The sequence below is a fragment of the Polaromonas sp. P3_C2 genome, assembly GCF_056402675.1.
In genome coordinates, this window is record NZ_JBFUGX010000722.1 from 1 (window position 1) to 1930 (window position 1930).

General features: G+C 61.7%; 3 protein-coding genes. All 3 read right to left on the reverse strand.

All coding sequences use genetic code 11. The features are described 5' to 3' along the window. Positions 1-550: ATPase, T2SS/T4P/T4SS family (locus AC1DWI_RS21175; protein ID WP_477725676.1), on the reverse strand; the 550-nt coding region annotated here is incomplete at its 3' end. Positions 551-707: 157 nt separating this feature from the next. Further along, complete coding sequence (gene dapD, locus AC1DWI_RS21180) at positions 708-1544, reverse strand: 2,3,4,5-tetrahydropyridine-2,6-dicarboxylate N-succinyltransferase (RefSeq protein ID WP_457280835.1); 837 nt, start codon at positions 1542-1544, stop codon at positions 708-710. Between the two features lie 12 nt (positions 1545-1556). Next, positions 1557-1930 (reverse strand): aminotransferase class I/II-fold pyridoxal phosphate-dependent enzyme (locus tag AC1DWI_RS21185; protein WP_477725677.1); only part of this gene is annotated, 374 nt, incomplete at its 5' end.

Here is a 1930-nt window from a genome sequence, read left to right on the forward strand (position 1 = left end):
GTGTATCGCTGCCGACCTCGCGCTGGTTCACAACAGACTTCTTGTTGGTGAACAAAAATTCGACCGGGTCCTCGATGGTGAGGATGTGGCCCAGCGTTGTCTCGTTGCGCAGATCGATCATGGAGGCCAGTGTGGTGCTTTTGCCGGCGCCGGTGGAGCCCACCATCAGCAGCAGGCCGCGCTTTTCCATGATCAGGTCGGCCAGGATGGGCGGCACGTTCAGGCTGTCCAGCGGCGGGATATCGCTGGGGATATAGCGAATCACGGCGGCGTAGGTGCTGCGCTGCTTGAATCCGCTGATACGGAAGTTGCCCAGGCCGGCAATTGGCAGCGCCATGTTGAGCTCACCCATTTCCTCCATCTCTTCGATGCGCTCGGGCGGCAGCACTTCAGCCAGCAGGTTGCGCGGCGCCTCCGGCGGCAGGATCTGCGCATTGATCGGGATGGCCTGGCCATTGATCTTGATCAGGGCGGGCGAATGGGCCGACAGGTAGACGTCAGACGCCTTCTTGTCCACCATCAAACGCAGGATTCTTTCCATCGTGCTCATAGTCCACCCTCTTGATTGAAATGAAATACAACGTTGGCCACCCGGCTTACGGTTCCTCGCCAGCAGGGGCCGCGGAACCGGCTTTGCCGGGCCGCAGGCGCAGCGGCCCCCTCGGGGGGCAGCGCACTACGCGAAGCGAGAAGCGTGGGGGCCATGTCTAGTCGCGGAGTAAATCGTTCAGGCTGGTGGTGGAACGGGTTTTTGCGTCCACGCGCTTGACGATCACCGCGCAGTACATGCTGTACTTGCCGCCGGCCTTTGGCAGGTTACCCGACACCACGACGGAGCCTGCAGGAATGCGGCCGTAGGTGACGGTGTCGGCTTCGCGGTCGTAAATCGGCGTGCTCTGGCCGATGTAGACACCCATAGAGATCACCGAATTTTCTTCGACGATCACGCCTTCGACCACTTCAGAGCGTGCGCCGATAAAGCAGTTGTCTTCAATGATGGTGGGGTTGGCCTGCAGCGGCTCCAGCACGCCGCCCAGGCCGACGCCGCCTGAAAGGTGCACGTTGTTGCCGACCTGCGCGCAGCTGCCCACGGTGGCCCAGGTGTCGACCATGGTCCCTTCGCCAACCCAGGCGCCGATGTTGACGTAGCTGGGCATCAGGATCGCGCCCTTGGCGATGAAGCTGCCGCGGCGGGCCACGGCGGGGGGCACCACGCGCACACCGGTTTCGCGCATTTCGGCTTCGCTCAGGTGCGCAAATTTGGTTTTGACCTTGTCGAAAAAGCCGAGGTCACCGGCGCGCATCAGTTCGTTGTCTTTCAGGCGAAAGCTCAGCAGCACCGCCTTCTTGATCCACTGGTGCGTCGTCCACACACCCACGCTTTCACGGGTGGCCACGCGCAGCGAGCCATTGTTCAGCTGGGAAATCGTTTGCTCCACTGCCTCCAGGATGTCCTTGGGCGCCGACTTGGGCGACAGGTTGGCGCGGTCTTCCCAGGCGGCGTCAATGGTTTGCTGGAGCGCTTGCAGGTTGGCTTGAGTCATGAGAATGGTTTTTCAGTGAACTTTGGATTGGATGAACTGGACGATGCGCTCTGCGGCCTCCACGCATTCGGCGGTTTCTGCCACCAGCGCCATGCGAATTCTGCCGGCGCCGGGGTTGTGCCCCTGCGCATCGCGTGCCAGGTAACTGCCCGGCAACACCACGACATTGTAAAGAGCGAGCAGCTCGCGCGAAAACGCGGTGTCCGAGCCCTTGAATGCTTGGGGGATTCCGGCCCACAGGTAAAAGCCTGCGTCGGGCAGGGCGACGTCCATCACCGCCGACAGCATGGGCGTGACTTTGGAAAATTTTTCGCGGTACATGGCGCGGTTGTCCACCACATGTTGCTCGTCATTCCAGGCGGCAATGCTGGCCGCCTGCACGATGG

Bases quoted from the DNA above. Each gene is read 5' to 3' on its own strand.
- dapD (WP_457280835.1), bottom strand. From the start codon at position 1,544: ATGACTCAAGCCAACCTGCAAGCGCTCCAGCAAACCATTGACGCCGCC.